Annotated in this window: 20 protein-coding genes; 11 read left to right on the top strand and 9 right to left on the bottom strand. The window is 71.7% G+C overall.

Annotated features, from left to right (window positions below):
- The first annotated feature begins 145 nt into the window (after positions 1 to 145).
- Entirely contained in the window at positions 146 to 2,164 is a 2,019-nt protein-coding gene (locus ANAE109_RS06240; protein WP_011985542.1) for a YjbH domain-containing protein, read from the top strand.
- A 68-nt stretch (positions 2,165 to 2,232) separates the two neighbouring features.
- On the opposite strand, the gene ANAE109_RS06245 is transcribed toward ANAE109_RS06240, so the two are convergent.
- Both ANAE109_RS06245 and ANAE109_RS06250 read right to left on the bottom strand, forming a co-directional pair.
- Positions 2,233 to 3,561: a nucleotide sugar dehydrogenase gene (locus ANAE109_RS06245; protein ID WP_011985543.1), complete on the bottom strand. Its 1,329-nt coding sequence runs from the start codon at positions 3,559 to 3,561 to the stop codon at positions 2,233 to 2,235.
- A 272-nt stretch (positions 3,562 to 3,833) separates the two neighbouring features.
- Positions 3,834 to 5,063: a glycosyltransferase family 4 protein gene (locus ANAE109_RS06250; protein WP_011985544.1), complete on the bottom strand. Its 1,230-nt coding sequence runs from the start codon at positions 5,061 to 5,063 to the stop codon at positions 3,834 to 3,836.
- A gap of 305 nt (positions 5,064 to 5,368) precedes the next feature.
- Here ANAE109_RS06250 and ANAE109_RS23300 point away from each other — a divergent pair, with 305 nt between their 5' ends.
- From ANAE109_RS23300 to ANAE109_RS23305, 3 genes are all read left to right on the top strand, one after another.
- Positions 5,369 to 5,968 (top strand): GNAT family N-acetyltransferase, encoded by a 600-nt coding sequence (locus ANAE109_RS23300; RefSeq protein WP_158305871.1) that lies wholly within the window; start codon positions 5,369 to 5,371, stop codon positions 5,966 to 5,968.
- A 213-nt stretch (positions 5,969 to 6,181) separates the two neighbouring features.
- On the top strand, positions 6,182 to 7,147 hold the full coding sequence (locus ANAE109_RS06260; protein ID WP_011985546.1) for a hypothetical protein: 966 nt from the start codon (positions 6,182 to 6,184) through the stop codon (positions 7,145 to 7,147).
- Positions 7,148 to 7,622: 475 nt separating this feature from the next.
- The gene (locus ANAE109_RS23305; RefSeq protein ID WP_011985547.1) at positions 7,623 to 9,482 is read left to right on the top strand and encodes an Ig-like domain-containing protein; all 1,860 of its coding nucleotides are present in this window, start codon (positions 7,623 to 7,625) and stop codon (positions 9,480 to 9,482) included.
- A gap of 145 nt (positions 9,483 to 9,627) precedes the next feature.
- Here ANAE109_RS23305 and ANAE109_RS06270 read toward each other — a convergent pair whose 3' ends face one another.
- Positions 9,628 to 10,848, bottom strand: coding sequence for a hypothetical protein (locus ANAE109_RS06270; RefSeq protein WP_011985548.1), 1,221 nt, complete (start codon positions 10,846 to 10,848; stop codon positions 9,628 to 9,630).
- A 35-nt stretch (positions 10,849 to 10,883) separates the two neighbouring features.
- On the bottom strand, positions 10,884 to 11,732 hold the full coding sequence (locus tag ANAE109_RS06275; protein WP_200860886.1) for a class I SAM-dependent methyltransferase: 849 nt from the start codon (positions 11,730 to 11,732) through the stop codon (positions 10,884 to 10,886).
- A gap of 380 nt (positions 11,733 to 12,112) precedes the next feature.
- On the opposite strand from ANAE109_RS06275, the gene ANAE109_RS06280 reads away from it, so the two are divergent.
- Entirely contained in the window at positions 12,113 to 13,561 is a 1,449-nt protein-coding gene (locus ANAE109_RS06280; protein ID WP_011985550.1) for a flippase, read from the top strand.
- A 9-nt stretch (positions 13,562 to 13,570) separates the two neighbouring features.
- Here the strand turns inward: ANAE109_RS06280 and ANAE109_RS06285 are convergent, their stop codons facing one another.
- The gene (locus ANAE109_RS06285; RefSeq protein ID WP_011985551.1) at positions 13,571 to 15,640 is read right to left on the bottom strand and encodes a right-handed parallel beta-helix repeat-containing protein; all 2,070 of its coding nucleotides are present in this window, start codon (positions 15,638 to 15,640) and stop codon (positions 13,571 to 13,573) included.
- Positions 15,641 to 15,810: 170 nt separating this feature from the next.
- On the opposite strand from ANAE109_RS06285, the gene ANAE109_RS06290 reads away from it, so the two are divergent.
- The 3 genes from ANAE109_RS06290 to ANAE109_RS06300 all read left to right on the top strand — a co-directional run bounded on the left by ANAE109_RS06290 (position 15,811) and on the right by ANAE109_RS06300 (position 18,603).
- Positions 15,811 to 16,659 (top strand): glycosyltransferase family 2 protein, encoded by an 849-nt coding sequence (locus ANAE109_RS06290; protein ID WP_011985552.1) that lies wholly within the window; start codon positions 15,811 to 15,813, stop codon positions 16,657 to 16,659.
- The gene (locus tag ANAE109_RS23310) at positions 16,656 to 17,582 is read left to right on the top strand and encodes a glycosyltransferase family 2 protein (protein ID WP_011985553.1); all 927 of its coding nucleotides are present in this window, start codon (positions 16,656 to 16,658) and stop codon (positions 17,580 to 17,582) included. The genes ANAE109_RS06290 and ANAE109_RS23310 overlap by 4 nt, the downstream gene beginning before the upstream one ends.
- A gap of 88 nt (positions 17,583 to 17,670) precedes the next feature.
- Positions 17,671 to 18,603 (top strand): hypothetical protein, encoded by a 933-nt coding sequence (locus ANAE109_RS06300; protein ID WP_143827910.1) that lies wholly within the window; start codon positions 17,671 to 17,673, stop codon positions 18,601 to 18,603.
- Here the strand turns inward: ANAE109_RS06300 and ANAE109_RS06305 are convergent.
- Positions 18,569 to 19,891, bottom strand: a complete 1,323-nt coding sequence (locus ANAE109_RS06305; RefSeq protein ID WP_011985555.1) for a glycosyltransferase — start codon at positions 19,889 to 19,891, stop codon at positions 18,569 to 18,571. The two genes, ANAE109_RS06300 and ANAE109_RS06305, sit on opposite strands and share 35 nt — an antisense overlap.
- Before the next feature lie 137 nt (positions 19,892 to 20,028).
- Between ANAE109_RS06305 and ANAE109_RS06310 the strand changes: the two genes are divergently transcribed.
- The 3 genes from ANAE109_RS06310 to ANAE109_RS06320 all read left to right on the top strand — a co-directional run bounded on the left by ANAE109_RS06310 (position 20,029) and on the right by ANAE109_RS06320 (position 23,039).
- Positions 20,029 to 21,150 (top strand): DUF2334 domain-containing protein, encoded by a 1,122-nt coding sequence (locus ANAE109_RS06310; RefSeq protein ID WP_011985556.1) that lies wholly within the window; start codon positions 20,029 to 20,031, stop codon positions 21,148 to 21,150.
- A 108-nt stretch (positions 21,151 to 21,258) separates the two neighbouring features.
- The gene (locus ANAE109_RS06315) at positions 21,259 to 21,861 is read left to right on the top strand and encodes a sugar transferase (RefSeq protein ID WP_011985557.1); all 603 of its coding nucleotides are present in this window, start codon (positions 21,259 to 21,261) and stop codon (positions 21,859 to 21,861) included.
- Positions 21,858 to 23,039: a DegT/DnrJ/EryC1/StrS aminotransferase family protein gene (locus ANAE109_RS06320; RefSeq protein ID WP_011985558.1), complete on the top strand. Its 1,182-nt coding sequence runs from the start codon at positions 21,858 to 21,860 to the stop codon at positions 23,037 to 23,039. Before ANAE109_RS06315 ends, ANAE109_RS06320 begins: the two co-directional genes overlap by 4 nt.
- A gap of 64 nt (positions 23,040 to 23,103) precedes the next feature.
- Here ANAE109_RS06320 and ANAE109_RS06325 read toward each other — a convergent pair whose 3' ends face one another.
- From ANAE109_RS06325 to asnB, 3 genes are read right to left on the bottom strand one after another with little or no spacing between them, the layout of a single operon-like run.
- Entirely contained in the window at positions 23,104 to 23,793 is a 690-nt protein-coding gene (locus ANAE109_RS06325; RefSeq protein WP_011985559.1) for a hypothetical protein, read from the bottom strand.
- Positions 23,794 to 23,805: 12 nt separating this feature from the next.
- Positions 23,806 to 24,042, bottom strand: a complete 237-nt coding sequence (locus ANAE109_RS06330; RefSeq protein WP_234945254.1) for an acyl carrier protein — start codon at positions 24,040 to 24,042, stop codon at positions 23,806 to 23,808.
- Positions 24,043 to 24,059: 17 nt separating this feature from the next.
- Positions 24,060 to 26,090, bottom strand: a complete 2,031-nt coding sequence (gene asnB / locus ANAE109_RS06335; RefSeq protein ID WP_011985561.1) for an asparagine synthase (glutamine-hydrolyzing) — start codon at positions 26,088 to 26,090, stop codon at positions 24,060 to 24,062.

Here is a 26,090-nt window from a genome sequence, read left to right on the forward strand (position 1 = left end):
CCCGCACCCAGGGCGCCGCGCCCAGCGGGGCGCGCGCGCACGGATTTCTGGCGGCGAGCCGCTCGAAACCTTGGGGCACCTCGCGCTGAGCGGTTGTGAGATCGCCGTTCGCCTCGCAGGATGCTGAGGTCGCGGAGAAGCGCCGATGAGCCCTTACGTTCGTGCCGCCCTGGTGGGTGCGCTCCTGGCGGGCGCCCCCGCGTTCGCGGAGAACGGGCCGTCCCTGGAGGGTTTCTCGGGGCAGCTCATGACGCCCTCGGCGTGGGTGCAGACCGACGGCACCGCGCAGCTCCTGTTCACGAACGCGCCACGACTCGAGCCGAGCACGACACGCACGTTCGTCGCGAGCTTCGGCTTCCTTCGGTACCTCGAGCTCGCGGGTCGGGTCACCGACGTGTCTTCGCCCAAGGGGCCGCGGGATCTCTCGTTCAACGCGAAGCTGCAGCTGCCCCTCGAGCTGCTCTCGCCCGGGCTGCCGCTGGCGCTCGCGATCGGGACGCAGGACGAGGGCGGCGCGTCGTCGTACTTCCAGACTCGCTACGCCGTCGCGAGCGCCCGCGTCGGGCCCGCGACGTTGTCTGCGGGGTGGGGTACCGGTCCGGATCGAATGGAGGGCGCCTTCGCCGGGGGTGCGCTGCGGTTGCTCCCTGGAGTCGAGGCGCTCGCGGAGTGGGACACGGAGAACGTGAACGCCGGCCTTCGGGTGTCGGTCTCGCTCCGGCGGATCGGGGTTCCCATCCGAGTCGGTGGCATCGGCATGTCCGCGCTCGACAGGGAGCCGCGCACGTTCGAGTGGGGCGCGACGCTGGAGCTGCCGCTCTGGCTCAACGCCGGCCCGGACGGGCGCACGCCGGTGCCGGCGGCCGCCCCGCGAGGAAACGGGGCCGCGCCCGCGAGCGACGCCAAGCTTTCGGCTTCGCCCGGGGCCCGAGACACGGCTCGACCCTCCTCGGTGGGACTCTCCGCAGAGCCCTCGACGGCGCTCCAGGTATCACCTTCCGTGAATGCAGCGCCAGGGGCGGTGGACGCGACCGGGGCGCTTCGCGAGCTCGAGGGCAGGCTGGTCGACCTCGGGTTCGAGGAGGTGCGCGTCGGGCTGGATGGCGAGGCGGTCGTCGTCGAGTACGAGAACACCGTCTTCAACCACGCGGAGGCGGATGGCCTGGAGGTCGTCGCGCGGGAGATCGCGCAGGCCGGACTCGGGGACCGTGACGTGGCCATCGTCCTCAAGCAGAACGGCCTCCGTCTCGCCGAGCTCCGAGCGCCCTCGGGGGAGCCGCGCACGTCCGCGCGGTGGACGCTCGCCCCGTCCGGGCGCCACGCCGCCTGGATCTCCGGCCGGCCGCGCAATCGAAAGACGCTCCACACCGCTCTCGTGCTCGCCCCCGCCCTGCGGACGTTCGTCGCGACCCCGGCCGGCGTGCTCGACTACTCGGTGTCGTTCCGGCCGGACGTGATCGTCCCGTTCTGGCCGGGCGCGACGGGGTTCGTGCGCTTCGACGTCCCTTTCGCCTGGTCCGACGACCTGCGGGAAGGCGGTGCCTTGCGGAGCTACCACGACGATCCGCACGTGGAGTACGCCATGCTGCACCAGGCGTTCCCGATGGCTCGCGGGCTTTGGGGCATGGTGGGGGGCGGCCTCTTCCGGTCGATCGACGCCGGCGGGGTCGCGGAGCTGCTGTGGGCGCCGGGCGACGGCGCGCTCGCGCTCGGCGCCCAGGGCTCGTGGAGCGTGGACGACGCGGGCGACGAGCGGAAGGGGCTCACGGGCTCCGCGCGCCTGGCGGTGGCGCCGCTCGATCTGGTCGCGACCGCGCGCGGCGGCCGCTTCGTCAACGGGGACCTCGGAGGCACGGTGCAGCTCGCGCGCTGGTTCGGAGACACGCAGCTCGGGGTGTTCTTCACGAGCAGCGACGTGTCGATGGCGGGCGCGTTCCTGAGCATTCCGCTGACGCCCAGGCGAGACATGCGGCCCCGCTGGGCGCAGGTACGCGGGCGGCGCTTCGGATACGAGCTCGGGACGGTCGTCGGCGAGGAGCACAACGTCATCAGGACGGACCTCGGGATCCCGCCGCTGGCGCCCTGGAACCTGGAGGCCTCCTACCTCGACGACGCGCGCGTCACGCGCGCGGGGCTCTCGGGCGCGCTGCGCTCGCTGCGCTGAGGAGCGGCGCCTCCTGCCCCCCCGGCCCGAGCCCGTCCCAGCGGCCGGGTCGGCGGCGGCCGGGCGCTTCAAGCCTTGACCAGCCGGCGCGGCCCGCCCGCGGCGGGAAAGCGGATCGACGCGATGAGGTTCCGCGTGTCGACGACGAGCTTGACGCCGGCGTAGAGGGCGGGATCCCTGAAGGCGTCGTGGGCCGTCGCGACGACGACCACGTCGTACCCCGCGAACACCTCGGGGGAGCAGGGCACCGAGGCGAGGCCCACGTCGTGCTTGCGCACCTTCCGCGCGACCGGAAAGTAGGGATCGCAGTAGTCGACTCGCGCGCCGCGCTCCTGCAGGAGCGTGATGATCTCGTACGAGGGCGACTCCCGGTCGTCGTCGATGTTGGCCTTGTAGGACAGCCCGAGCACGAGGGTCCGCGATCCCTTGATCGCCTTGCCGTCCTCGTTCAGCGCCTCGGCCACCTTGTCGGTCACGTACCGCGGCATGCGGGAGTTGATCTCGCCCGCGAGCTCGATGAACCGCGCCCACTCGCCGTGCTCGGCGGCCTTCCACGAGAGGTAGAAGGGATCGAGCGGGATGCAGTGCCCCCCGAGGCCCGGCCCTGGGTAGAAGGCCATGAACCCGAACGGCTTGGTCTCGGCGGCGCGGATGACCTCCCACACGTCGATGCCCATGCTGCCGAAGATCAGCTTCAGCTCGTTCACGAGCGCGACGTTCACGGAGCGAAACACGTTCTCCATGAGCTTCGACGCCTCGGCGACGCGCGAGCTGGACACCGGGACGACACGATCGAGGGCGGCCGAATACAGCGCCGCCGCCGCCTCGGTCGAGGCCGGGTTCACCCCGCCGATCAGCTTCGGGATGGACTTCGTCGTGAAGTCCCTGCGGCCCGGGTCCTCGCGCTCGGGAGAGAACGCGAGCAGGAAGTCGCCCGGAGAGCGGAGCCCGCTCGCCTCGAGCAGGGGGAGCACCTCCTCGTCCGTGGTCCCGGGGTAAGTCGTGGACTCCAGGACGACGAGCTGACCGGGGCGTAGCCGCGCCGCCACCTGGCGCGCCGTCTCGTGGATGAACGAGTTGTCGGGGTCCCGGTGAGCGCCGAGGGGGGTCGGGACGCAGATCAGGATGGCGTCGCAGTCACGGAGGTCGTCGAACTCCGCGGACGGGGTGTACTGTCCGCTCGCCACGGCGGCGGCGACCCGCTCGGGCCCGATGTGCTGGATGTACGACTCGCCTCGCGCGAGGGCGGCCACCTTCGCAGGATCGATGTCGAAGCCGGTGACCGGGAACCCCGCCTCGCGAAACACGAGCGCGAGCGGCAGCCCGACGTAGCCCTGTCCGATGACCCCGACGCGAGCGGTCCGTGCGCGGATCCGCTCCAAGAGTGTCGTCTGCATCGCGTTTCCTCTGAGCGTCCCAGGTGGCGGTCTCTCCGCTGCGCAAGGTTATTTGCGCGGTGCGCGTTCGAGAAGCTCGCCCGGACGATGTTTTCTCGCCGAGCCCACTCCGGACACGGCGCGCCTGCGCGGAACCACGATGGAGCGCCCGCCGCCGGAGGAAGCGCCCCCGCGAAGTGCCGCACCCAACTCTCCTGCCCGAGCGCGGAGCTCCCGGGTGAGCGAGCGCCCCTGCGGCGCCTCGCCCTCGGCGCCGGCCGACGCCTCGCGCGTCACTCCCGGCCGAGCGCCTCCAGGACCTCGGCGTACCGGCGGAGCGCCGCCTCCGCCCCGTACCGTTCCTCGAAGGCGAGGCGCGCCCGGCGGCACATGCCCCGACGCTCCTCCTCGTTCGCGAGCAGCTCCTCGACGCCCTCCGCCAGCGCCTTCGCGTCGCCCGGCGGGACCACGACGCCGCAGCCGGACGACAGGATGGCCTCGGCGGTGTCGCAGTCGACGTCGACGCTCCCGAGGATCGGCCGGCCCGCCGCCATGTACCCGACGACCTTGCTGGGAACGCTCGTCTCGCCACGGCCGGGCGCGAGCGTGACGAGCGACACGTCGGCGGAGGCCTGGACGTCGCAGAGCTCCTCGCGCGGCTGGAAGGGGAGGAACCGCACGTTCGCGAGGCGCGCCGCGCGCGCGGCGTCCTCCAGTTCCTCCTTCACCTGCCCCTCGCCCACGAAGAGGAACAGCACGTCTCGCCGCGCGCGCAGACGCTCGGCAGCCTCGATCACGACGCGTGCACCCGACACCAGCCCGATGGTCCCCGCGTAGAGGACGACCTTCACCTCCGGGCCGATCCCCTGTCGCCTCCGCCATGGGCCGTCGCGATCGCGCGGCGTGATCTCGTTCGTCTCGAGCCACACGGGGATGGTGACGACCTTCTCCGGAGGGACGCCCTTCGCCTCGAGCTTCCTGCGAAACCCCTCGGACAGCACCAGGATGCGATCCGACAGCCGATACTGCGCTCGCTCGACGCGCCTCGCGGCAGCGATGGCGAGGGGGTTCGTGAGCTTTCCGCTCCCGATCACCACGTCCGGGTAGATGTCGTAGATGACGCTCAGGAGGCGTGCCCGATGCGCCTTCGCGATCGCGGCGGAGAGCAGCGGCCCCACGAAGGGCGGTCCGTAGTTCACGACCACGTCCGGCCGAGGGGCGCCCAGCGTGGCGGTGGCCGTGCCGAGCGCCTGGGACACGAGCACGGCTGCGCGCACGGCGATGTGGCGGCTCGGCGAGAGGGCGTGCCATCCCCGGAGCACGCGGATGCCCTCGTGGTCGTGTCTCTCGAACACCCGACGTGACCAGCCGCGCGGTAATCGTCCGGTCGGGTGATGTGGATGACCACAGGCCACCGTGACGTCGTGCCCCCGGCCCGCGAGGAACGCCGCGAGCTGCTGCACCATCACCGCGGTGGGGTGGATCTCGGGCGGGAACACCTGCGTCGTGATGAGGACGTTCATGGGCCTTTCACGCGAGCGCCGTGCCCGGGAGCCGCCTGTTCGTCGGGCCGAAGACGCAGACGTCCGTCTGGCGTTCTACCGCGCAGGCCTCGACGTTGGCGTCGTCCGGGAAGGGGCTCGGGAGTCACGCGTGCGGCGGGCTGCGCCCGCTCGACGGGCCGGCGAGCTCGCCGCGGGTTGCCGCGCGCCGGACACTCCGTAGCGTTCGAGCAGCCCCGCTTCACCGTGCCCGGCCACGAGGCCGGCCGTTCCCGGGGCGGGCGGTGAGCCCGATGGAGCGCGCTCTGACGCGAAAGGACGGCGAGGTGTCCATCCGGCCGATGTCCGCCGCCGACGTCGACCGCGTGACCGACATCCACGTCGGCGCGTTCGCGGGCTTCTTCCTCACCTACCTCGGCCGGCGGTTCGTGCGCCTCTTCTACTCGCAGACGGTGGCGCTCGGAGAGATCGCGCTCGTCGCGGAGAGTGAGGGGGCGATCGTCGGCCTCGTCATGGGCAGCGCCAGCCCAGGTCGCTTCTTCACGCGTTTGCTGCAGAGGAGGGCGTTCGGGTTCGCGGTGGCTGCGGTCCCGGCGGTGGCGCGCCGGCCCAGCACCCTGTTGCGCGTGACGCGCGCGCTCCTGAAGCCCAGGGAGGCGGGGAGGCCGGCGGGCACGGCCACGCTGCTGAGCGTCGCCGTGGCCCCCGAGGCTCAGGGGCTCGGCGCCGGCAAGAAGCTCGTCGTCGCCTTCCTCGAGGAGGCGCGGCGGCGCGGTGCGACGCGCGTCGACCTCACCACCGACAAGGCCTGCAACGACCGCACGAACGCGTTCTACCGCTCGTTGGGGTTCCAGATCGGGCGGGAGATCACGACCCCCGAGAAGAGGATCCTCAACGAGTACGAGCTGCGACTGTCCGATGGTTGACGCGCCGCTGCTCGCGCGACGGCCGGCGGCGGACCTCCTGCCGACCGGGATTCGACGGCGACGGCGTGGCTCCTCGAACGTACCGGCCGACAACGGTTCACTCCGCTCGCTCGAGTCGTGCGCCTGGCGCCCCGCCGGTGACTGCCCGCCCTTCCACGGACGTGGTTTCATCTCCCGCGCGTGGCGGTGCAGGGTCGTCGGAGGGGACGAGCCGTGAATCCCGAGACGTTCGCGGAGTGGCACCGGCGGCAGGGTCGCCGCGTCGTGCGGACGTCGAGCAGCTGGTGGTACGAGGCGAGCCCGCGCGTCTACCAGTCGTTCCCGCTCCACGCGATCGTGCGTCCGCCGGACGACGAGCTGCTCGAGTTCCTCCGTCGCGAGGGTGCCCTCGCGCTGCGCTACTCGACGCCGCTCGACGCGCCCGTGGGACGCGTCAGCTACCACGTCGTCTGCGACGACCCCGACTACGGGCTCCACAAGCTCGACGGGCGCGCGCGCAACGCCGTCCGCACCGGGCTCAAGCGGTGCCGGGTCGAGCGCGTCTCGCTGGAGCGGGTCGCCGACGAGGGCTGGGCGCTCGAGGTGGACACCTGCCGCCGTCAGGGCCGAGACGTGCCGCTCTCGAACCAGGAGTGGCGCCGCCGCTATCTCTCGGCGGCGGAGCTGCCCGGCTTCGAGGCGTGGGGCGCGCTCGTGGACGGTCGACTGGGCGCGGCGCTCCTGTGCGTCCAGATCGGAGATTGGTGCGAGGTCCTCGCGCAGCAGTGCCTGGCAGAGTTCCTGGGGGCGCGCATCAACAACGCCCTCACGTTCGTCTTCACCGAGAGCACGGTGCGGCGCTCCGACGTGCGGTCGATCTTCTACACGCTGCAGTCGCTCGACGCTCCTGCGAGCGTGGACGACTTCAAGTTCCACATGGGCTACGTCGCGAGGCCGGTGCGCCAGAGGGTCGTGTTCCACCCGCGCGCGGAGCATCTCGTCGGCCCGTGGTCACACCGCCTCGTCACCGCCGCGCTTCGACTTCGGCCGAAGAGTCACCTCCTGGCGAAGGCGGAGGGCATGCTCCGATTCCGGCTGCAGGGCGAGCGTCGCGCCGAGGATCAGGAGTGGCCGAGGTGTCTGCAGGCGCCGCAGCGTGAACCGGCGCGGGAGCTCGGATCGCGCAGCAGCAGCGTGTGAGGCGTTCGCCTCGGCCTCGAGGCTGCCCCTCGGGGCGTTCGCGCGGTCGCGGTTGCTGGGTGCGGTCGGTCCCCGTGCGCTGATTCCCGACTCGACTCGCCGTTCAGCAAGCTCCTTCCGTAGTCCCTGATGGGTCGCCCCGTTAGCGGGTGATTCGCTGCGCGTGAGATCCGGGGCAGCAGGCGAGCGCGTGTAGCGCTGAGTCCCACCCACCGTCGAACCCTGCGTCCCTCTTGGGAAAGCGCGCCGCCAGGCAGGCTCTGCCATGCCCTCACGACCGCACCGTTAGTTCATCTGGATCGCCCAAGTATACGGATGTAGGCGTTTTTATCACCGTGGTTCCACCGCGACCTGGGGGTTCCGTCGAACCCGGGAGCGTGGTTCAGTCTCCACGCTGTCCCCTGATCGAGTGTCCCCGGCATCAGGGGGCGGCCAACCGGGTGTTCACACGCCCCCCAGCCAGAGAGGCAACCGGATGAAGAATCGTCGCGCCGTACTCCTCGCTCTGTCGATTCTAGTCGTGACGGGGGCCGCCGCGTGTGGCGGCACCGACGCAGGCGATCCGCTCGCGATCTATCCCCCGTCGACCGAGGTGGACCCGTCGCAGACCGCGAGGTTCGACGCGACAGGCGCGACGGCGGGCTCGAACCTCACCGGCTGGACGGTCGTCGAGAGCGGCGGCGGGTGGATCGATTCGACGGGTCGTTACGTCGCCCCGGGCATCGAGGGGACCTATCACGTCGCCGCCACGAGCAGCACGAGCAGCGCCCAGCAGGTCGCCACCGTCCGCGTCGTGAAGAAGGGGATCCGGGTGAACGTGAGCCCGGCCGCGGCCACCGTCGCGGTGGGGGCGACGCTCACGCTCACCGGGAAGGTCACGGGTACGTCGGGCGATGCGGTCACCTGGTCCGTGGTGGAGCCGGGAGGAGGGACCGTCGTCGGCGGCGTGTACGTGGCTCCTGCGACTCCCGGCACGTATCACGTCTCCGCGACGAGCGTGGTCGATACGGCCCGCAGCGACTTCGCGACCGTGACGGTCCTCCCGGCGCCGCCTCCTCCTCCGCCGGTCGAGGTGAGGGTGACCGTCACCCCCACCAGCGTGTCCGTGGAGACGGGCGCGACCGCGCAGTTCGGCGTGGACGTCGCTGGCTCCGGTGACGCCTCCGTGACCTGGTCCGTGCTCGAGGGGGCCGCCGGCGGCGTCGTCAGCGCGACCGGTCAGTACAGCGCCCCCTCCGCGCCGGGCACGTATCACGTCGTCGCTACCAGCAACGCCGATCCGGCGAAGACCGCCACGGCGACCGTCCTCGTCAGCGCGCCGGCGGAGCCGCCGCCCACCACCAACCCACCCACCGACACGACGCCGCCGCCGGCCATCGACACGGGATGGAGCGTGACGAGGTCGCCCCCCGCGATGACGAACCCGACGACGATCACCCTGCCGGGGAGCTATCTCAGCACGGTGTACAGCTCGTTCTGCAGTGGCCCCGGCTACGTCGTCAATCTCGACGATGGCCAGGACTACATCATCCGCGCGGACGCCCCCTTGCAGTTCCCCGTCCGGATCAGCGGCGGCAACAACGTCCGCATCGTCGGTCTGCAGATCGACCTCTCGTCTGCGGCGAGCTACTGCAACGACAGCGGGGAGACCCCGAACTACGTCCCGGGCTCACACGGCCTGCGCGTGGACAACGTCGGGACGACGTTCTTCGAGGGGCTCTACATGGACGCCGGGAACCACATCCTCGACATGATCGTCGTCCGCAACAAGATCGGCGGCTACGACGCGCTCAGCAAGGGGTACACCGAGGCGCAGGCCCGCGGCGCCCACGACATCGTCCTCCAGAACTCGGTGGTCCGCGGCTACCAGAGCGACGCGGACCCCAATGGTGAGCACGCCGACCTGATCCAGACGCAAGGCCTGTACGAGATCTACCGCGACATCACCCTCGAGAACGTGTCGGTGGACAGCCTGTCCGAAGGAGCCATCTTCCTCGCGCGTGCGGGCTACCATCTCGCGAACACGATCACGATGCGGAACTTCGACTACCGTCTCGACGCGCGCTGGACGCCGGTCACCACGGGCGGGCCGGTCATGCACAACGCGAAGGCGTACAGCTACGAGAACGTCTTCCTCTCGGTGGACGTGGTGCGCCAGTACGATCTGAACACCGGGTGCGGGGGGGGATGCGTGCAGCCCGGCAACGGCAGCGTGGGCGTCTTCTCCCCCGCGACCCCGAGCGCGCTCGGGTTCGCCGACAGGTTCGCGAGCCCCGGAGCCGGGGGCGCGTCGAACGCATGGGTCGGGCTCAACTACGTCTCGCCTCACGACTAGCTGCGCGCGGTGGCGACCCTGGTGACGGGGGTCCGGTGACCGACGCTCACCGCCCCACGGAGACGAGCAGGTGAAGGACGACGCGGGGCGCTCCGGCGCCCCGCGTCGCTTTCGGGGCGGGGTCGGGGCCCGAGCGCCACCGCGATCACGGCTCCGCGTCGACGACCTCGCTGCGCGCCGAGATCGCGCTCGCCATGCCGAGCGCGTAGCCGCTCGCCGCGACGTACACGATCGAGAACTGCATCGCCGGCTCGACGGCGAACGTCGCCAGGAACGACACGCCGAGACCGACGAGCGCGACGCGTACCGGGGACGGCGCCGCGCTACGAACCACCCGCTTGATGGCGGGGAGGTGGCTCGCCTGGAACGCGAGGAGCAGGAGCGCCGGCAGCGCGCCGGCGTCCACCGCGATGTCGAGCCACAGGTTGTGCGCGTAGTTCAGCCCTCCCAGATCGGCCATCCGGCCGCCGAAGGGATGCCGGGGCAAGGAAGCCAGGACCGCGAGCCACGCGCCGTAGCGCTCCGTCTCGACACCGCGCTCCATGAAGCGCTCGGCGAGCCCGTACTCCGGCGCGAGCGCTCGCAGGATCTCGCCCGCCTTCACCGCGAGCGCTACGAGGACCGCCAGGATCGCGGCCGCGGCGACGCGTCGTGGCACCGACGCGCGCTTCACGTACGCCATGAGCACGCCCGTGGCGGCGACCGAGCCGACGAAGGCGAAGATCGGCGTCCGGTTCTGGAGCGCGATGTTCGTGAAGAACCCGAGCACGGCGAGCAGGACGACGAGGCCCCGCCAGGACGCCGAGACGATCGCGTGAGCACCCGAGGGCGCTCGAGCGAAAGCGGCCGGCAGCAGGCACATCGCCAGCGAGGCCAGCGCGCCCAGACCGGTGCCGCCGATGGAAGCGATCGGGCTCCAGGCGCTCGGGGCCTCGCGATCCGCGAGCTCGGCGAGGGCGAAGAGGCCGCGCGACTGGGCGCCCTGGACGCTCAGGAACGCGAAGGTCGTGAACCCGCCCACGAGCGCCAGGAGCTTCCAGGCCTGGATCGACGGAGCCTCACGGCCCGCCGAGTACCCCGCCACGTAGAGCCCGACGATGACGACGAAGAACTTGGCAGGGTCGACGAACCCCCCGTACAGCCCGAACGAGCTCGCGATGATGAAGAAGCTGGCGCAGAAGAGGACGAGGACCCCGAGCCGCGTGGCGAACGCGACGTCGACGACGGGCCTCGCGGACCAGCGCAGGCCCTCCCAGGCGAGCAGCGCGAAGACGGCCGCGATCGACCACTTCTCGCGGTTCAGCGTCGCCGCGAAGAGCAGCGCGAGCTCGAGCGGGACGATCGCGTCTCGAAGAGTCCAGCTCATTCCCAGGGCCGAGCGGGTTCGGGCGGTCGCGACGGTCACCTACGTCCCTCGGCCGGCGCCGGCGCGCTGAACGCGATGCCCAGCTTCGACCCCGGGTACCAGTGGCGGAGGGGCTCGGACCAGAACATCACGTACCTGCGGCCCGTCTCCTGCGCGAGCTGCATGAGCGCATGCGTGTGCCAGACGCTCAGCACCACCGCCCCCGGGGCGAGCTTCTCGCGCAGCAGGCCGAACTCGGCAGCCTCGAGGGCAGGGTCGGCGCTGGTGTCGTGGACGTAGAGGTCGACCGAGGAGGGCTCGAGCTCCGACAGCACGTCCAGGACGTTCCCCACGCGCATCCTGGCGGCGGCCGCGTAGCGATCGCGGAGCAGCCAGCCTGAGCTCGGATCCAGATCGATCGAGACGAGGCTTCCAGGATGGCCGTCGCCGCGGTTCCGGTCGAGCGCCGAGGCGAGGATGCAGGTGCCCAGCCCGCTCGCCGTCCCCGCCTCCACGACGAGCCTCGGCGCGAGCGCGCGAACGAGCGTGTAATACAGCAGCCGCCGGCCCGGCTTGACGCTCGAGTCGGTGGACGCGCGGTTCGGGCTCGAAGGGCCGAGCCGGGCGACGTGCTCGCGGAGACGGACGAGCGCTTCCTCCTCGAACTCCCGGCCGAACGCGTTCGCCGAGTCCCACCCGACGCCCGACACCAGCGCCACGATGTGCGCCGCGTACTGCTTGTTGTCCTCCGTCACGTCGTATTGGAAGTTGCCGGTCTCACGGGACGTGAGCAGCCACCTGGGGATCCTCGACAGCTGGGGCAGGAAGTACGAGGTGGCGTAGTACGCCCGATACGGAATCAGGAACAATCGCCCGACGGGAGAAGTGGCGGCGTAACGATTCACGCGGCTCGTCATTGAACGCTCCAGCGGGAGTCTGCGCGCGACCTCCGGTCCGGCGAACGTGAATCTAGCAAGGCGGTGCCCCCCGGTGGCCGTCGGGACAGGGACGCGCCCCGTCGGTGATCCCCGGGCGCGGCGATCCCACCGCCGCACGACGCCACGCCACGCGGCGGCCCGGCCGACCGCCCCTGTCAGGGCGAGGCGTCGCGTCGGCGCCCGCCGGCTCGGAGGCGGGAGCCTGCGACGAGCGCGGTGACGTCGCCCGCGGCGCCACCGCGCCGGCGACTTCCGGAGCTCGGGGTCGAGGTCGTCTTCAGCGACCTGCGCGCTCTCGTGCCTTCTCGGGAGAGGTGCCGCCGCCTGCCCGTGGCTATGCTGCGCACATGCCAATGGAACCGGACGGGGCGCGGGCGGCGTTGCCGGCGTGGCTCCCGCGATCGTTCCGGACGTCGCTCGAGGCGCGGCCGACGCTCGCCCGCGTCCTCGGGAACGTCGGCTGGCTCGTCGGCGAGCGCTTCGCCACCCTCGCGGCGAGCTTCGTCATCACGGTCTGGTTCGTGCGTTACCTCGGGCCGGAGCGGTACGGGCTCTTCAGCTACGCCGTGAGCCTGGCGGCGGTGTTCGGGATCGCCGCCGATCTGGGGCTCGACACGATCATCGTGCGCGAGCTGACCCGCGCGCCCGACGCGGACGGCGAGATCCTCGGGACGACGCTCTTCATGCGGAGCGCGGGCGCGCTCCTCGCCTGGGCCGGGGCGGTCGTCACCGTGTTCCTGCTCCGCGACGACTGGGTCACGCGGGCCATGGTGACGGTCCTCGCCCTCGGCTGCTTCGGCGTGGCGGCGAACGTGTTCGAGCTCTGGTTCCAGTCCCGCATCGCGGCCCGCAAGGTCGTCGTCGCGCGCACCGCGATCTTCCTCGTCTCGGCGCTGGTGCGGTGCGCGCTCATCGTCCTCGCCGCGTCGCTCCTGCCGTTCGCCGCGCTCCAGGCCGCCACGGTCCTCATCACGGCGAGCGCGCTGTTCTGGCTCTACCGGCGGGCGCGGCGCGTCGCGAAGGTGCGCCTGGCCATCAGCGGCGCCCTGGCGAGGAGGATGGTGGCGGACGCGTGGCCGCTGTTCGTCTGGCACCTCTCGATCATCCTGTACATGAAGATCGATCAGGTGATGCTCACGGCGATGTCGGGAGAGCGCGAGAACGGCATCTACGCCGTGGCCGTCACGCTCTCGGAGGTCTGGTACTTCCTCCCCGTCGCGGTCGCCGCGACCTTGTTTCCGCTCATCGTGAAGGCACACGACGAGCTCGACGCGACCGAATTCGAGGCGCGCATGCAGGCCTTCTACGACGGCATGGCGGCGCTGGGGTACGCGATCGCCGTCCCCATCATGCTGCTGGCTGGGCCGATCGTGCGGCTCCTCTACGGGCAGGAGTACGAGCGCTCCGCCTCCGTGCTGGTCGTCCACGCGGCCTCGTTCGTCTTCGTCTGCCTCGGCGTCGCGCGCAGCAGGTTCCTCCTCGCCGCGAACCTGACGCGGTTCACGATGTTCACCGGCGTCTTCGCCGCGCTCCTCAACATCGGGCTCAACCTGGTGCTCATCCCCCCGCTCGGCGCGTACGGGGCGGCGTGGTCGACGCTCGTCTCCTACGCGGTCGCGAACTACCTCACGGGCTTCCTGTACGGGGGGGTGCGCCGGCAGTCGTGGCTCGTCACGCGCGCGCTGGTGGTGCCGCTCCGCCCGCGTGCGCTCGTGAGCATGCTGACCGGCTGGCAGCCCAGGACGGCCCCGCAGATCGTCCTCGGCGTCACGGAGCAACGCCCGCCCAAGCCGTGAGCGCGCGGGTCAGCGGCGGATGCCGATCTCCTGGAACGGGATGGGCTGCCAGCCGGGGATGGACCAGGCCGGCGAGGTGGGCTGCAGGCCCTTGCGCGGGTCCCGGGGATCGACCCAGCGCGGATCGACCCCGTTGACGCCTCCCTGGTAGTAGTTCCCGACGTTGCCGGAGTAGTCGGCGAAGTGAGGGACGATGAGGTCCGCCCAGCCGTCGACGCCCTCCCAGGCGCGACCGCCCGCGTTGTTCAGGCCGATGAGGTTCCGCCGGAACATCGCGCCCGTGGGGTTCGGGCCGGGGAGGTTGGCGGCGACGTACGCGCCCTTGCTCGGCAGCGGGTACTGGTTCCCGCAGCTCTCGATGATGTTGTCCTGGACGATGACCCTGGCGCCGGCGCGCGCCCCGCCGCCGTGGTGGATCCCGTAGTGCGTCACGTTGCGGATGACGTTCCCTTGCACGGTGGCGTCGCTCCACGAGTCGTCCAGGAAGATCCCCGCGTTGTCTGCGACGCCGACGCCATGGACCGCCCACCAGTTCTGGATGTCGTGGATGTAGTTGTGCTGGATGACGTTCCCCGTCCCGTGCCCGAGCCGCTGGTTGGCGTACACCGCGCCGGACTCGTTGGAGTACCAGTTCATGCCGTAGATCTCGTTCTTCTCGACGACGTGGTTGCTCCCGTGGAGCCACACGGCCTGGTCCTGGCCGTCGTGGATCGCGTTGTTCGCCACCCGGTTGCCGTCGCCGAACAGGTACACCGCCGGCCAGTACTGGTTCACCGCCAGCCGCGTGGTGTGGTGGATGTCCGCGTTCCGGACGTAGTTGCCCGAGCCGTCCAGGTACACGCCGTGATCGCCGGGGTGAGCGATCTCGCCGCCGAGCACGCCGTTGTTGCTCGTGCCGGCGCCGATCCGGACCGCCGTCCTTCCGGCGTTCCGCAGCGCGCAGCCCTTCACGACGTCGTACGCGCCGCGCGTCACGCGGACGAGGTCGCTGCGCCCCGCCTCGAGCACGAGCCCGTCGAGCGTCACGTGCGACGCCCCGTCGAAGGTCACGAGCGGCGTCGTCATCACCGAGACGACCGCCTCACGCGCGGTGAGCGCCGCGGGTGGCCAGTAGTAGAGCTCCCCGCTGGTCGTGTCGAGCCAGTACTCGCCCGGGCTGTCCAGCTCCTCGAGCACGTTCTGCACGAAGAACGGGTTGTTCGCCGCGAACGGATAGTAGAACCCCTGCCCGTCGTCGCGGCGGATGGTCAGCGTGCCGCCCGACTTGCGGACGATGCGTGCCGTCAGGCCCGAGTAGCCGTTCGGGACGCCCGTGCAATACGCCTCCCCGCGCGCGATGGCTGCGTCGAGGCTGCCCGGGAGGCTGCCACCCGACCACGTCACGGTGTCGATGCTGCCGCCCGAGGACACGAGCTGTCCGCCCTTGATCCCTCTCCCGCTCGCGCCGGCGTTCGGGAACCGCGCGACCGTCTGCGGGAGGCCGTCGAGGAACAGCTCCGCCGCGAACGTCGCGTCCGGGCTGTTCTGCCCCCACGCCCCGCCGCGCGTCGCGTACGCCCCGAAGTCGCGGATGCCCAGCGCGGCCAGCGAGACCTTGAAGACGTGGCCTCGCCCCGCCGCGCCGATGCGCGCCCAGCGCGCGTCGCTCGAGAGCACCACGCTCCACGATGACGGCGGGAGCACCTTCCCGCCCAGCAGCCTCACCGTCTCCCCGGGGTACGCCCGGTACGTGATCGGGCTCTCCGCGGTGCCCGAGTCCGCCGGGCCCAGCGAGAACGTGGACGAGCGCTCGTAGACCCCGCCCCGCAGCCACACCGTCACCCCGCCCTCCGGCAGCCCCGAGGATCTCAGGGATCGCACCGCCGCCCGCGCGCGCTCGAGCGTCGCGAACGGCTGCTCCGCCGTCCCCGGGCTCGAGTCGCTCCCGCCCGGCGCCACGTACAGGTTGGCCCGGCTCGCCGCCGGGGAGAGCGCTGGCGCCGCGCCCGCGGCGGCGGCGACGTGGAGGACCGCCGCGAACGCGAGGGCGGCGGCGCGATGGGCGCCGCGACCCGCTGGAACGCTCCTGGGCGACCTCACGTCTGCGGAGGATGCGCTCTCACGGCGCGGGTGGGCGCGCCTCGGATGGGTTGGCCTGACGCAGGGACGCGCGTCCCGAAAGGCCCCATCCCTCACCTCGGAACGTGGACGAGGTGGGGTTGTCCTTCGAAACCGCTCGACCCATCCTCGTGCGGAAGGGGCCGTCCGCCATGCCTCGAGCGGAAGTTCCACTGTTCAGCATCCTCACCGTCACGCTGAACGGCGGGGACGGGCTGTGCCGAACGGTCGCGTCCGTCGACGAGCAGGAGCACGGCGATTACGAGCACCTCGTGAAGGACGGCGGCTCGCTCGACGGGAGCCTCGAGCGGGTCCCCGGCAGCTCGCGCCGGCGGGTGGTGACGGCGCCGGACTCCGGCATCTACGACGCGATGAACCAGGCGCTCGCGATGAGCCGCGGCCGGTTCGTCCTGTTCCTGAACGCCGGCGACGTGCTCGCGACCCCGACGGCGCTGCGAGCCGCGGCCGAGGCCCTCCGCGCCGCGCCCGAGACCGAGCTGCTCTACTGCGACTACTTCAGCGAGGAGCGGGGGGCGGTGGTCGCCAGCCCGCCGGCCTTGAGCGAGTTCTTCCTCTACCGGACGATGCTCTGCCACCAGTCGTACCTGTGCCGGTCCGACGTGTATCGCCGCCTCGGCGGGTTCGACACGTCCTTCCGCATCGCGGCGGACTACGAGTTCCTCGCCCGAGCGGTGCTGCGCGGCGGCGTCCGCTCGCGCTACGCCCCGCTGCTCCTGGCGCGTTACCAGGGCGGGGGGTTCTCGACTCGCCGGGACAGCGTCCTCCGGCTGCGGCAGGAGGTGCGAGCGGTGCGCGCGCGCCACCTCCCACGCTCCAAGCGCCTCGTGTTCGGCGCGATGTATGCGCTGACGCTCCCTTCGCTCCGGGGGCGTCTCGCGTCGCACCCCGGCCTCGGCCGCGTCTATACGGGGATCGTGAACGGCTACTACAAGGTGGCGGCGCTCGCGACGAAGCGAGACCGGCTAGGGGACGCGCGGTGATCTTCCACATCGTCATCCCCGTCTTCAACAGGCTCTCGCTGACGCGCGAGTGTCTCGGATCGCTCTGCGCCCAGACCGATCGGGGCTTCCGCGTGGTCGTCGTCGACGATCGCTCGACGGACGGGACGCCGTCCGCCGTCGTCGACGAGTTCGGATCCCGGCTCGACCTCCGGATCGTCCATGGAGACGGAAACCTCTGGTGGGGTGGAGGGATCCGGGCGGGCGTCGAGGAGGTGCTCCGCGATGCCCGCGACGGCGACTACGTCGTCACGCTGAACAACGACGTGACCGTCCCCCCGCGCTTCCTCGAGACCGCGAGGCGCGCCGCCGAGGCTCGTCCCGGGGCCATGTTCGCCGGCATCTCGATCGACCGCTCGAACCCCACGCGCGTCGCCCAGACGGGCTGGCGGATGATCAGCTGGCCCCTCGCCTACACCCAGCGGGTGTGGTGGCCCTCGACCGTCGACGAGCTCGAGAGACGTCCCGAGTTCGCCGAGGTCGACTTCGTGCCGGGCACGGCGACCTTCACCCCGGTCTCCGTCGTGCGGCGCGTCGGCACGATCGACTCGAAGGCGCTCCCGCACTACCACGGGGACAGCGAGTACGCGTATCGCGTGAAGAGGAGCGGTCACGCGGTCCTGCTGTGCCGCGACCTGCTCGTCTACCACGACCTGGACTCGACGGAGACCCTGGGAAACCGGCGCGCCCACCCGACGCTTCGGGCCGTCGTCGCCTCGTTCTTCACGAGGAGATCGGGGAACAGCCTCAGGTACAAATGGCACTTCGCGCGCGCCTGCTGTCCAGGCTGGGCGCTCGTGCCGTTCATGGTGTCCGACACGTTGAAGGTCCTCGTCAGGGCCGGCGGGACGTACGTCGTGGGAGAGCGGGTCGACCGCCTACGGGCCCTCGCCAATCCGGAGTGACCCCGACGCCCCGTCGCGAGGGGCCGCGCGGGGCGCCGGTGACATGGGCCGTGGCGATCGGGACGCGTGCGACGCATCGTGCGAGCGAATGAACCTGGCCCCCATCGCGATCTTCACCTACAAGCGCCCCGAGCACACGCGTCGGCTGCTGTCGTGCCTGCTCGCGAACCCCGAGGCGGCGCACTCCCCGGTCCACGTCTACTCCGACGGTCCGAAGACCGCCGCGGATGCGCCGGCGGTCGAGGCGACCCGCGAGGTCGTCCGGTCGTTCGACATCCCCCACCTCGAGCTCACGGAGCGGCCCAGGAACCTCGGGCTGGCGCGCAACGTCATCGACGGGGTGAGCGCGCTGTGCGCAGCGCACGGGCGGGTCATCGTGCTCGAAGACGATCTCTACCTCTCCCCCACGTTCCTCGCGTTCATGAACCAGGCGCTGGAGCGATACCGCGACACGCGCGAGGTCATGCACGTCTCCGGGTTCATGTATCCGGTGCGTCTGCCCAGGGGAACGCAGGCGGTCTTCCTCCCTTTCCTCAGCTCGTCCGGGTGGGCCACGTGGGAGCGCGCCTGGCGTCACTTCGATCCGGAGGCGAGCGGGTACGCGCGGCTCGCGGCCGATCCCCGGCTGCGGCGCGCCTTCGACGTCGACGGGAGCTTCTACTTCTTTCACATGCTGGAGCTCTATCGGCAGGGGCGCGCCGACTCGTGGGCCATTCGCTGGTACCTGTCGATCTTCATGCGCCAGGGGCTGGCCGTTTACCCGGCGGCGTCGCTCGTCGAGAACCGCGGGTTCGACGCGGACGCGACGCACTCCACCGGGATCGTTCCTCCGCACATGCGCGCGAAGGCGCAGCCGTTCCGGGCGGGCGCGTTGCCCGACCCCATGATCGACGCCGAGGTGCTGCGCGCCGTGACGCGGCTCCTCGGCAAGGAAGGGACGTTCCACTACAAGGTGGTGAACAAGCTCCGGCGGATGTGGCGCGAGCTCACCGAGCGGCCGGTGGCGAGCTCCCCGGGCTGAGGCCGGAGCTCGCGGGGAACGGAGCGCGCTCGTCGCGAGGAGGGTGACGGAGGAGGTCCTGGTAAAGCGCGAGGTACCTCCGCGCCCACGACGCCACGTCCAGCCTGCCCTCGACCGCGCTCCGGCCCGTGCGTCCCATCTCCTCCGCGCGGCCGGGATCGTGGAGGAGGCTGCGCAGCGCCTCGCCCAGCGCGCGGACGTCGAACGGGGGCAGCAGCCACCCGGTGGCGCCGTCGCGCACGAGGTCCGGCATCCCCCCGATCCGGAAGCCGACCACGGGCCGCGCGCACGCCAGCGCCTCCAGCGCCGTGTTCGGGAAGGTCTCCTGCATCGAGGGCACCGCGACGACGTCCGCCGCGGCGATCGCCTCCGCCATCGCCTCGTCGCCCCGGAGCTCGCCGAGCGCGTGCGCCGGGAGCCCCTCGAGCGCGGGGTGACGGTGCAGCGTGGGGCTGCCCGCGACGAGCAGATGAGGGCGCGCTCCGTCCGCGAGCCGCACGGCGGCGAGCGCGGGCGCCAGGAGCTGGAAGCCCTTGTTCGGATCGCGGTCGGCCCACATCGCCGCGAAGAGCACCGTCGGCGCGTCGGCCGTCAGGCCGAGCCGAAGCTTCGCCCGACGCCGGTCCCTGGGCCGGTACACCGAGGTGTCGACTCCATTCGGGATGACCTCGACGCGGCCGTCCCCGAACAGGCTGCTCCGGGCTGCCCGCTCCGCCATCCACCTGCTGGGCGCGACCAGCGTGATGGAGAGCTCGCGCCAGGATCTTCGCTTTCGCGCCCAGACGGCGCGCGAGAGGTCCAGCTCCCGCTCCGAGCCGAGCACGGGGCACGCCCCGCACCGCGCCGTGAACCGCTCGCAGTCCTGGGGCACGTGGCAGCCGCCCGTGAAGGGCCACGAATCGTGCAGGGTCCAGACGATGCGTCCGGGGAGCTGCCCGAGCGCCTCGAGCCGCATGAACGCGTACCCGATCCAGTGGACGTTGACGATCGACGGGCGGAGTGAACGGACGGCCGCCGCGACGCGGTCGGGCACCATGCCCACGTCGAAGGTCGCCCGCGTGCGCCTCCGGTACAGGCGCCAGGGCAGCGAGTCGAGCCGGTCGCGCAGGCGTGGGAAGCGCGGATCGACGAGGCTGTCGTGCTGGATCACGGTCGGGTCGTCGGTCCGGCGCTTGCGGACGAAGAGCAGCGAGTCCACTCCTTCGCCGCGAAGCGCCAGGCTGAGCCGCAGGGCCGATCGCGCCGCACCGCCGCCCGCATCGGCGGTATTGAGATGAACGACCCGCATGATCCCAGCAAGGATAGTGCGCACGTCGCCGGGGCTGGACGCAGGCCGCCCTGCCGATCGGGGGCGGACCCGTCGGGCGTTCCCGCCGCGCGGGCGTTCCGGTTGAACTCTCCGGCCGGCCTCTCGATCATTGCCTGATGGCTGCGGATGCCAGGAGCGTGCTGGAGCGGCTGCGCGGGCTCGCCGGCCCGCTCCGCCGGCTCGCGCTCGTCGCGCCTTCACGGGACGAGCGCGCGCTCTTCCCGTCCGCGGAGGTGCTGACGGCCGCCGAGTGGGATCTCGGGTCGCCGCGCCCGGATCTCCGCTTCGACCTCGTGGTCGCGCCTCGCGTCCTCCACGACCCGCGCGCCCAGGCCGCGCGTCTCCGCAACCTGCTCCGCTCGTGCCGCGCGCTCCTCACGATCGAGCGGCCCCCGTCGAGCGGGGGCGTCTCCCCGGGCGCGGGCGGGACCGTCCCCGCGGCCCTGGCCGATCGGGTGATCGCTCGCGGGCCCCTGGACCGGGGGGCTCACGGTGCGGGCGACACCGTGGTCCTGGTGCGCGGCGAGCTCGACGCGCCGCTCATCCGGATGGACGACTATCCGACGGGCGTGCGACCGATCCTGCCCGATCTCGCGCCGCTCCACGCGATCGTGCGCTCCTTCGACGACCGCGGGTTGCCGGTCGCGCTGGGGATCGTGCCCGCCTTGCTCGACCCCTCCATGGTCGGGTTCCTGAGGAGCCTGCGTCACCTCGTGCCGGCCCTCCACGGGTTCGACCACGGGTACTTCCGGTACGCGCCACGCCTCCGGCGGTCGGGCGATCCGTACAACGAGCGCGGCACCGTCGGGCAGTTCGACGAGTTCCGATGGCAGCGCGCCCGCACCGTCGAGCGCAAGCTGGGCGAGGCGAAGCGCCGGCTCGAGGACGAGCTCGCGCGCCCGGTGACGATCTATGTGCCGCCCTGCAATCGCGTGGACGGGCGCACCGCCCGCGTCCTGCGGCGCGTCGGCTTCGAGCTCTGCCTCTGCGACGGCGCGGTGCCAGCGGACATCATTCCGTGGCGCCGCTCCGACTTCTACGGACGGTCGAGCGAGTTCGGACCGGAGACCGACGCCGAGGTCATCACGCTGCACGCGACGTGGGAGTGGGATGTCCGCCGGACAGGAGACACCCGTTCGCTGTCCCTCATGCTCGAGCTCCTGGTCGGGTCGCTCGCCGCCAAGCGCGCCGCCATCGAGCGGCTGGCGAGCGAGGTGTCCGCCTCGCGGGCGGGCTGAGGCCCTCGAGGCGCCGGCGGGCTCCGCTCGGGGGCCGCGCCCGCGGCGGCGATGTCGCATCGCCGTGCCGCTGCTTAGGATACCGGCTCCTGAAGAGGGAGCGTCCGCGTGAGGACCGACTACCGCACGGCCAAGCGCGCCCTCGACGTCGGGTTCGCCGGGATCGCGCTCGCGGTGCTCTCGCCCCTGATGGCCGCCATCGCAGCGGCGGTGAAGCTGGACTCGGCGGGCCCGGTCCTCTTCCGGCAACGGCGGGTCGGGCTCCGCGGCGTCCCCTTCACGATCCTGAAGTTCCGCTCGATGTTCGAGGGCGCGAGCGGCCCCTCCGTCACGGCGGCTGCGGACGCGCGGGTGACGCGAGTCGGCCGGTTCCTGCGCCGCCACAAGCTCGACGAGCTGCCCCAGCTCTGGAACGTCCTCGTCGGCGACATGAGCCTGGTCGGCCCGCGCCCGGAGGTGGAGCGATACGTGCGCCTCTTCCCGGACGCCTACGCGCGGATCCTGACGGTGCGTCCCGGCCTCACCGACTTCGCGTCGCTCGCGTACCGGAACGAGGAGGCCACGTTGAGCCGCTGGCCCGACGCGGAGGCGGCCTACACCCAGATCGTGCTCCCCGCGAAGATCGCGCTCTACCACCGCTACCTGGACGAGATGTCCCTCAGGACCGACGCCGCGCTGGTCCTGCGGACGCTCGCCGCGCTCGTGCGATGACCTCCGGACCGTTCATCCCCTTCGCGCTGCCCGATCTCACGAGCGCCGAGAGCGACGCCGTCCTCGAGGTCCTGCGGCGCGGCTGGATCACGACCGGGCCGCGCGCGAAGGAGTTCGAGCGCCGCTTCGCGGGCGCGGTGGGCGCTCCCCACTGCGTCGCGGTGAGCTCGTGTACCGCGGCGCTGCACCTCGCCCTCGAGGCCGTGGGCGTGCGGCCGGGCGACGAGGTGATCGTCCCGACCATGACGTTCGCGGCGAGCGCGGAGGTCGTGCGCTACCTCGGCGCGGTCCCCGTGCTCGTGGACGTGAACGCCTCGGACCACAACGTCGCCGTGCCGGCGATCGAGCGGGCGATCACTCCGCGCACGCGCGCGATCGTCCCCGTGCACTTCGGAGGCGTCCCCGCGGACATGGACGAGATCGTCGCCCTCGCGCGGCCGCGCGGCATCGTCGTGGTCGCGGACGCGGCGCACGCCTTCCCCAGCGAATACCGCGGGCGCAACGTCGGGGCGCTGGCCGACGTGACCTGCTTCTCGTTCTACGCCACGAAGACCCTCACCACCGGTGAGGGGGGCGCCGCGGTGACCTCGCGCGCGGAATGGGCCGACCGCATGCGGATCATGTCCCTCCACGGCATCTCGCGCGATGCGTGGAAGCGCTACATGGAGGGAGGAAGCTGGTACTACGAGATCGTCGCGCCCGGGTTCAAGTACAACCTCGGCGACATCGCGGCGGCGCTGGGGCTCGCTCAGCTCGCGCGCGCGGAGGCGATGCGGGCACGGCGCGAGGCGATCGCGAGACGGTACGACGCCGCGTTCGCCGGACGCGAGGCGCTGGAGCTGCTCGCGCCCGCGCCCGACCGGACGAACGCTCACCACCTGTACGTGATCAAGCTGGCTCCGCACCTCCTCGACATCGATCGGAACCGGTTCATCGAGGAGCTGACGGCGCGTGGCGTCGGGGTCTCGGTCCACTTCATCCCGTTGCACGAGCACCCCTACTACCGCGAGACCTTCGGGTACCGCCCCGAGAGCCTGCCGGTGGCGCACGACGCCTACCTCCGCTCGATCTCGCTGCCCATCTACTCCGCGATGACGGACGAGCAGGTCGAGCGGGTGGTCGAGGCGGTCCTGGAGATCGCGGACGGACACCTGCGGGCGAGCGCCACCGCGCGCTAGAGCTGGCGGCGGCGCCTGCCCCGAGGCCGTTCGACGCCGCTGCGTCGTCCGCCGAGTCTCCGGGTCAGCCCGTCTCCAGGGAGAGGCCGCGAGGCCCCGACGACGCCCCCTGCCGCCCGATCGTGCCGAAGGTCCGGCCGGCGAGGTGGTAGCCGGTGATCAACCGCTCGATGCGGAACCCGAGCCCGAGGTACGAGTTCAGCGACGCGACGTTCTCCTTCCCCACGTAGGCCTTGCAGATCTGGAAGCCCTCCCGGCTCGCGACGCCGAGCGTCGCCGCGTTGACCGTCGGGAAGAGCCCGAGCCCTCTGAACGCCGGGAAGATGAAGATGTTCTCGATCATGACCTGATCGTCGGCGAGGAGGTACCGGCGCCGCGCGAGGTGCTTCTCGAGCAGGGGATTGTCCACCGGCCGGATCAGCCACTGCAGCGAGACGATCTGCCGGGCCTTGTTTCGCCCCACGTAGCAGCTCGTGAAGCCGTGCTGGAAGAAGAGGAGCCGCGCGACGAGCTCCGTGCGGGACAGCGGATCGAGCGCCGCGATGCCCGGCAGGATCTCGTCGAAGTCGCCGTCCGTCGCCAGCGAGAACTCGACGTCGGCGCGGAGCCGCGGGAAGCGGAGCCGCTGGATCGGCGCCGTCAGGTAGTAGACGTGCTCCACGGAGCAGAGCTTCCTCAGGACGCGCACCGCCGGCAGCCGGAGACCCAGGCAGGAGGCGACGAGCCTAATCTCTCGCAGTGAACGAAGAGGCATGGGCTGTCCGGATCAGCCGACGGCTGCGCGCCGCTTGTTCGCGACGAACGCCGCGACCCGGCGGATGGACTCCAGGTTCTCGGGGGTCATCTCCTCGTCCTCGATGCGGACGCCGAACTCCGTCTCCACGAACGCGATCAGCTCGAGCATGCCGGTCGAGTCGATGACGCCGGCCGTGACGAGCAGGCTGTCGTCCGCGAGGTCGGCCGGGTCGCTCACGTAGAAGTTCTCGACGATGAACTGCCTCACTCGGTCCTCGATCCTCATCACATCCCCCTGGCGCCCCGAGCGTCGGGTCCGCCGGCCCGTGCAGGCACCCGGTCGACGACGGTGGCGAAATCCATGGCCGCGGCCCTCGCCGGAGCTCGTCGGACGAGCCGCTCGTGCAACAGTCCCGTCGACAGCACGCCGACGAGGGCCATGTTGTCCGCGTTGGAGAACTGCGCTCCCCCGCCGGACGCCTCGCACTTGCGCCACAGGCGCTCGACGCCGCGCGGATCGAACACGCCCGCGTCGGCGACGGCGCGCGGGCTGGTCAGCTCGCCGACCCAGTCCGGCGCGCCGGGGCCGACGAAGCACAGCGCGTCGGGGGCGCGGAAGGGCTGCTTGGACCGGCGGACGATCTCGTCCGGGACGAGGCCTCGCGCCGCGCGCTTGAGGACGTGCTTCTCGTCGAGCCCGCGGAGCTTGAGCGTGGCGGGCAGGCCGTTCGCGAGCTCCACCACGTTGGGGTCGAGGAACGGGAACCGGCCCTCGACCGAGTGAGCCATCAACATCCGGTCTCCCTGCGAGGACAGGAGGTAGCCGGACAGCAGGGTCCGCACCTCGAGGAACTGGTCCTGGGCGAGGTGTGGCCAGCGAGGAAACTCCGCGGGGAGCGAGGCCAGCAGCCGATCGACCACGTCGACGCGCTGCGCCTCGCGCCGGACGTCCGCGCAGAAGAGCCGCTGCAGCGCGGCGGCCGAGCGCCACCGCGTCTGGTGCGCGAACCCCGCGGAGTCCCACCGCTCCCGCCCGGCGCCGAAGAACTCGCGCGCCAGCGCCTGCTGAGCCACGGGCGAGCGCGCGAGGTACGGATACAGGCGCTCGAGGAGTCGCGGGCGGAGCCTCGACGCCGGCTGTCGTCCCCAGAAGCGCCGGACCTTCCCTTCCTTGAAGAGGTCGTAGCCGGCGAACACCTCGTCGGCGCCCTCGCCCGTCAGGACGACCTTGATGCCCGCGTCGCGCACCAGCTTCGAGAGCAGGAAGAGCGGCGCCGGGGCGGTCCGCAGCAGCGGGCGCTCCGCGTGAGCGACCACGTCCGGGAAGACGGCGGCGATGTCCTCCCGACGCACGAGCACCTCCCGGTGCTCGGTCTCGAGGCGCGCCGCGACCGCCCGCTGGAACGGCGTCTCGTCGTACTCGGCGTCCTCGAAGCGCAGCGAGAAGGTGCAGAACTTCTCCCCCTTCACGCGGCGTCCCAGCGCGGCGACCAGCGAGCTGTCCAGCCCGCCGGAGAGGTAGCTCCCCACCGGCACGTCCGCGCGCAGCATGCGCAGCCGGACCGACTCCTCGAGCGCCGCCCGCACGCGCTCCGCGGCCTGGTCGGGGGACTCCCCCGAACCCTCCGGCTCGGTGTACCGGGGCGTCCAGAAGGCGCGATCGTCCGTGCCGGCCCGGGAGATCGTCCGCACGTGACCGGGCTCGAGCTCGGTGACGCCCTGGAACACCGACTGCGGCGCCACGGCGGTCCAGAAGGTGAACGTCTCGGCGAGGCCCGCGGGATCGAGCGCCCGGGGGATGTCGGGGTCGCCGGCGAAGAGCGCCTTGACCTCGCTCGCGAACCACAGCCGGCCGCCGTGCTCGCACAGGTACATCGGCCGGACGCCGAGCCGATCGCGCGCGAGGACGAGCGCCTCACGCGCGGAGCTCCACAGCGCGATGGCGAACTGTCCGTTGAATCGCTCGAACGCCCGCTCCGCCCACGCCTCGTAGGCGTGCACGATGACCTCGGTGTCGCTGCGGGTCCTGAACCGGTGACCCAGCGCGACCAGCTCGGCGCGCAGCTCGAGGTAGTTGAAGATCTCCCCGTTGAACACCACCCACAGCGAGCCATCCTCGTTCGAGAGCGGCTGCTGCCCCGTGGCGAGATCGATGATCGAGAGCCGGGCGTGGCCCAGGCCCGCGCGGCGGTCGCGGTAGAGGCCGAGCTCGTCCGGGCCCCGGTGCCGGATCGCCCCGACCATCGCCCGCAGGTCCTCCAGCGCCGGCGGCGGCAAGCCATCGCGAAGGGCGACGCAACCGGCGATCCCGCACAT

It is taken from the genome of Anaeromyxobacter sp. Fw109-5 (assembly GCF_000017505.1).
Taxonomy (GTDB): domain Bacteria; phylum Myxococcota; class Myxococcia; order Myxococcales; family Anaeromyxobacteraceae; genus Anaeromyxobacter.

What these genes read in the sequence shown, in the direction of transcription:
- ANAE109_RS23305 (WP_011985547.1), top strand. Translation starts at nt 7,623, where the DNA reads ATGAAGAATCGTCGCGCCGTACTCCTCGCTCTGTCGATTCTAGTCGTG.
- ANAE109_RS06305 (WP_011985555.1), bottom strand. Translation starts at nt 19,891, where the DNA reads ATGCGGGTCGTTCATCTCAATACCGCCGATGCGGGCGGCGGTGCGGCG.
- asnB (WP_011985561.1), bottom strand. Translation starts at nt 26,090, where the DNA reads ATGTGCGGGATCGCCGGTTGCGTCGCCCTTCGCGATGGCTTGCCGCCG.
- ANAE109_RS06250 (WP_011985544.1), bottom strand. Translation starts at nt 5,063, where the DNA reads ATGAACGTCCTCATCACGACGCAGGTGTTCCCGCCCGAGATCCACCCC.
- ANAE109_RS06245 (WP_011985543.1), bottom strand. Translation starts at nt 3,561, where the DNA reads ATGCAGACGACACTCTTGGAGCGGATCCGCGCACGGACCGCTCGCGTC.
- ANAE109_RS06300 (WP_143827910.1), top strand. Translation starts at nt 17,671, where the DNA reads ATGAACCTGGCCCCCATCGCGATCTTCACCTACAAGCGCCCCGAGCAC.
- ANAE109_RS06290 (WP_011985552.1), top strand. Translation starts at nt 15,811, where the DNA reads ATGCCTCGAGCGGAAGTTCCACTGTTCAGCATCCTCACCGTCACGCTG.
- ANAE109_RS06270 (WP_011985548.1), bottom strand. Translation starts at nt 10,848, where the DNA reads ATGAGCTGGACTCTTCGAGACGCGATCGTCCCGCTCGAGCTCGCGCTG.
- ANAE109_RS06325 (WP_011985559.1), bottom strand. Translation starts at nt 23,793, where the DNA reads ATGCCTCTTCGTTCACTGCGAGAGATTAGGCTCGTCGCCTCCTGCCTG.
- ANAE109_RS06240 (WP_011985542.1), top strand. Translation starts at nt 146, where the DNA reads ATGAGCCCTTACGTTCGTGCCGCCCTGGTGGGTGCGCTCCTGGCGGGC.
- ANAE109_RS06280 (WP_011985550.1), top strand. Translation starts at nt 12,113, where the DNA reads ATGCCAATGGAACCGGACGGGGCGCGGGCGGCGTTGCCGGCGTGGCTC.
- ANAE109_RS06310 (WP_011985556.1), top strand. Translation starts at nt 20,029, where the DNA reads ATGGCTGCGGATGCCAGGAGCGTGCTGGAGCGGCTGCGCGGGCTCGCC.
- ANAE109_RS06320 (WP_011985558.1), top strand. Translation starts at nt 21,858, where the DNA reads ATGACCTCCGGACCGTTCATCCCCTTCGCGCTGCCCGATCTCACGAGC.